A 4,540-nucleotide genomic window follows, 5' to 3' on the forward strand; every position below is an offset into this window, starting at 1 on the left:
CCCCTGCCACAGGCAGGGGGGCGCCGCCTTTTCCGTCGTACGACGGTGTCGTCCGGCAGACGCGGCCAGGGCAGGAAGAAGCGAACGCGGAACGTGCCTCCGTGGACGGCGCGTTCAGCCGCGCAGCGTCTCCGCGGGCGCGATACGGGACGCCGCCAGCGCCGGGTACACCCCCGCCAGCATGCCCACCGCGAGACCGAGCAGCGGTCCGGCGGCGGTGAGCCGGGGGTCGAGGACCACCAGCCAGCCCTTCGCCAGCGCCGTACCGGCCGTCACATCCACCCCGACGGCCGTCCCCAGCACTCCGCCCACCAGGCCCAGGAGCCCGCACTCCACGAGGAACTGGGCCGAGACCGCCGCCCGGCCCGCGCCGACCGCCCGGCGCAGCCCGATCTCGGAGCGGCGCTCGACCACGGAGACGTACGTGGTGTTGCTGACGCCGAGTGCGCCGATCAGCAGGGACACCCCGGCCAGACCGAGGAACAGGGCCCGTGTCTCGCTCTCCACCCCGCCCCGGAAGGTCCCGAGATCGGCCGGGACGATGGCCGCGAGCCGGTCGGGGCCCTCCGGGTGGAGCGCCAACGGGGCCTCGAGGCCGACCTGCTGGGCGGCGCCCAGTTCGGTGCGCAGGACCGCCTCGGTGGCACCGAAGACCAAGTGATCGCTCCCGGCGGCCTGTCGGGGGCGGTTCAGGACTCCGCCGTCCGTCGCGCAGGAGGCGTACGGGACGATCACGCTGCCGGTCAGCCGGGCCTCCCCGGCCGGGGCCCGGAAGGTGCCGATCACCGTGAAGGGCCGGCCGGCGAGATGGACCGAGGGAGCCGCCTCCGGCGTCTGTTCGAGCAGCGCGTCCAGGCCGAGCGCCTTGGCTGCCACCGTGTCCAGCAGCGCCACGGCGTCGCCGCGCGCCATGTGTCCCGCGTCCGGCAGCCGCCCGGAGCGGGCGGTCACGCCGAGGGCCGCGAGGGCGCCTTCGTCGGCGGCCAGGACGCGCAGTTCCTGTGGTGTCGCCCAGTCGTGGCCGGGGCCGAGGGCCGAGATCGTCGGACGCTCGTCGGCGGTGCAGAGCAGCCCGGCCGACCGTACGCCGTTCAGCTTCCGCGCCCGTACCGCCGTCGCGGTCGTGGGCCGCGCGGCCTCGTTGTGGAAGCGGACGGTCACGGCGGTCGCCTTCAGGGCGTCGAAGCGGCCGGACACGGCGTCCGCGGCGCTCGCCGTGATGCCGGTGGTCGCCAGCGCGGCGGCGATGCCGAGCGCGATGCCGAGGACCGTCAGGACGGAGCGCAGCCGGCGCCCGAGGACGGCATGGACCGCCTGGACGACGATGTCCGCGAACGCCGTCCCGGTCCGCTCCCGCTTTCCTAGCCGCTCCCGTCGGTCGTCCCGCTCAGACCACATGTCCGTCCACGACCCTCAGTTCGCGGTCGGCCCGCTCCGCCACATCCCTCTCGTGCGTCACGACGACCACCGTGCGCTCGGGGGTGACGAGCCCCCGCAGCAAGGTCATCACCTGGTCGGTGTTGGCCGAGTCCAGGTTCCCGGTCGGCTCGTCGCAGAGCAGCACCGACGGCTGGTGCACCACGGCCCTGGCCAGCGCGACCCGCTGCCGTTCTCCGCCGGAGAGCGTCGTGGGGCGCGCCGAGATCCGGTGGCCGAGCCCGACCGACCGCAGCGCCCGCTCGGCGCGCTCCCGCCGGTCGGCGCGCGGGTGGCGCGTGTGTACCAGCGGCAGCTGCACATTGCGCAGACAGGTCAGGTACGGCACCAGATGGAACGACTGGAAGACGAACCCGAGCCGGGTCGCCCGCAGCCGGGTCCGCTCCCGCTCGCCGAGCGTGCGGACGTCGACACCGTCCATGGCGTACGTGCCGCCCGTGGCGGTGTCGAGGAGGCCCAGGATGTTGAGGAGGGTGGACTTGCCGGAGCCGGAGGGGCCGGTGATGGCGACCATCTCGCCGGTACGGATCTCCAGCGTGGCGTCCCTGAGGGCGGTCACCGGCGTGGCGGCCGGGTAGGTCTTGGAGACCCCGCGCATCGAGATCACCACCCGCTGCCCCGGTACGGCTCCGTCAGCCAAGGCCGGCCTCCCGGTACGCGTACCCGACGAGCAGCTGCGCGCCCTTCGCGAGCGCGGGGTCGGCACCGGTCACCGCCGCCCGGCCGCCGACCGTGAGGCGCACGTCCACCGGTACGTGCCGGCGCCGGTCGCCCTGGACGACGGTGACCGAGACGAGCCCGGCCGGGTCGGTCCAGAGCGCGGAGACGGGGACGATCAGGGAGTCGGGCGAGCTGCTGCGGCGCACCGCCTCGACCTTGACCGGGCTGCCGAGCCCCGTGTCCGGCACCGCGCCGGTGACGCCGAAGAACGCGTGCCGGGGGCTCCCGGTCGACACCCTCTCGTACGAGCTCTGGAGCGTGGCCCCGCCGAGCCGGTCGCCGGTGACCTTCGCGCGCGTGCCCTGGGGGAGGGAGGTGAAGTCGGGCAGGGCCGTGTCCGACACCGGGACCTTGATCTGCCAGCGGCCACCGGTCACGGTGAAGAGGGGCTCCGAGGCGTTGGCGCCGACCCGGCCGGAGACCTCGCCGACGGTCGCCGGGAGCGAGCCCATGAAGACGACCTCGGCCATGGGGAGGGTGACGACGGCCCTGGCGGCGGGCGGCGGCGTCCCGGCGGACCCGCCCGACCCCTCCGAGCCGGAGCTCTCACCGGTGCTCCCGCCCGTCCTGCCGTCCGTGCCGCCCCCGCCCGTCCTGCCGTCCGTCCCGCCCCCGCCCGTCCTGCCGCCCGGGCCGTCGGGGGATCCGCCCTCGGCCCCCGGCAGCGGCCGGTATCCCGCGCTCCGGTACAGCCGCTTCAGGTCCCGGGCCGTGCGGTCGTCGAACGTGCCCGTGACGGGAGTCCCGTACAACTGCCGTAACGCCTGCTGGAGTTGGCGTACGTCCGGGCCCTGCATTCCCTCGCTCAGATCGCGGTAGGCCGGGAACGCCCCTTCGAGGAGGAACAGCGGGCGGCCGGAGATCTCCGCCCCGAGCGATCCATTGGCCAGCTTCCTGCCGGGTTTCAGGGGGAGCCGGGTCACGACCTGCCGGGCGGCGCCCTCGCCCGACTCGGGGCCACGCACGACCAGGTTGCTGCTGCGCGTCAGGGTGCCGTCCCAGGTCCTGCGGTCGACCAGGGGGCCCGCCTCCGCGGGCACGGTGATGCCGGAGCGCGGCGGGGCGGCGGCCGAGGAGGCGCGCTGCTCGGGCGTACGGGCCTGGGAGGCGGCGAGCCAGGCACTGCCGCTCGCCGCCAGCGCGACGACGACTCCGGCCGCGGCAGCGGCCCGGCCCCAGCGGCGCCTCGGGCCGGCAGCCCCCTCCTCGCCGACGGGCCCGTCGTCCGAGGCGGTGCCGCCACCGCTGATCTCCACCTCAGGACTCCAGCATCTTCTGTGCCTTCTTCTGCGCCTCGGTCAGGATTTCCTGATAGGCGACGAGGTCGGCCTCGTTCTTGACGTAAAGCGCGCTCAGGGCCTTCTGATTCGCGGAGCGCCACACCGTGTCGTACTTCGAGGTGTCGGCACAGCTCGCGTCGGCCTTCGCCTGGGCGATCTCATTCTTTCGGCCGGATTCCACCGCCGCCGCGTCAAGATTCTTTTCGGCGTCTTTTCCGCCGTAGTAGTCCTTGGCCTTCTTCACCGCGTCGGCCGGGGATTTCAGTCCGCCGTATCCCGCTTTCTCCATGCAGGAGGACCAGCTTCCGACGGCTTTCAGGAATGTGTCCGACTGTTCGGCCCGGCGACCGGCTTCGTGACGCATTCCGTTGTCGGTCAGCCACATGAGGCGGAGATACTTCGGCATGTCGCCGTAGAGCTTCTTGCGGGTCTCCCCGATGCAACCGCCGCTCGGCGAGGCGAACTTGCCTTCTCCGGTCTCGTAACTGACGACCTGGTCGGGGGCCCCGTTCTTGGCCAGGGTGTACCGCTGCTTCTCCGCGTCGGGCAGGTCCCGCCAGGGGCCGGGCTGCTCCTGCGTGGAGTTCTCGGGCCGCTCGCCGCCGGCGTCCGGCGCGGCGCCGTAGCCGTTCCGGGCGGCCTGCTCCGCGGTGGGCGAGACGCGCCCCTCGGGGGCCTTGTCCCCGTCCGCGTCCGGCGCGGCGACGGGATCCGGCGGATGGACGGTGAACCCCTGGGCGACCATGCACTTCTTGGTGATCTGCAGCTCCATCGCGCCGACCTGGCGGGCGAGTTCCTTGGCCGAGTCGAAGGCCGACGTGGCCTTGGCGGCGCTCGCCGAGTCGGGTGCGGCGGCCGGGCCGCCGGAGGTGTCGCCGGCGTCGTCGCGGCCGGTTCCGGAGCCGGAGCTGCAGCCGACGACGGCGGCCAGGGCGGCGGCGACCAGGCCGGCGCCGATCCGGTGACGGGGGAGCATCTGGGTCCTCTCGGAGATAGGGTGGGGCGGGGGGGGGGGCCGCCCCGCCCCCCCGGGTGCGGGGGGCCCGGGGGCGGCGCCCACAGCCCGCCGCCCCCGCCCCCACGCCCCCGCACCCCGCAGACTC

4 protein-coding genes are annotated in these 4,540 nt (G+C 74.3%); all 4 read right to left on the reverse strand.

The window, feature by feature from the left end:
* Positions 1-114: 114 nt before the first annotated feature.
* From ACFVZW_RS35785 to ACFVZW_RS35800, 4 genes are read right to left on the reverse strand one after another with little or no spacing between them, the layout of a single operon-like run.
* Positions 115-1,398 (reverse strand): ABC transporter permease, encoded by a 1,284-nt coding sequence (locus ACFVZW_RS35785; protein ID WP_384530599.1) that lies wholly within the window; start codon positions 1,396-1,398, stop codon positions 115-117.
* The gene (locus tag ACFVZW_RS35790) at positions 1,388-2,077 is read right to left on the reverse strand and encodes an ABC transporter ATP-binding protein (protein ID WP_384530601.1); all 690 of its coding nucleotides are present in this window, start codon (positions 2,075-2,077) and stop codon (positions 1,388-1,390) included. Before ACFVZW_RS35790 ends, ACFVZW_RS35785 begins: the two co-directional genes overlap by 11 nt.
* Positions 2,070-3,413, reverse strand: a complete 1,344-nt coding sequence (locus ACFVZW_RS35795) for a hypothetical protein (protein ID WP_384530603.1) — start codon at positions 3,411-3,413, stop codon at positions 2,070-2,072. The genes ACFVZW_RS35790 and ACFVZW_RS35795 overlap by 8 nt, the downstream gene beginning before the upstream one ends.
* 1 nt (position 3,414) lies before the next feature.
* Complete coding sequence (locus tag ACFVZW_RS35800; protein ID WP_384530605.1) at positions 3,415-4,413, reverse strand: hypothetical protein; 999 nt, start codon at positions 4,411-4,413, stop codon at positions 3,415-3,417.
* Between the last annotated feature and the right edge of the window lie 127 nt (positions 4,414-4,540).

It is taken from the genome of Streptomyces sp. NPDC059567, from assembly GCF_042735655.1.
Lineage (GTDB): Bacteria > Actinomycetota > Actinomycetes > Streptomycetales > Streptomycetaceae > Streptomyces.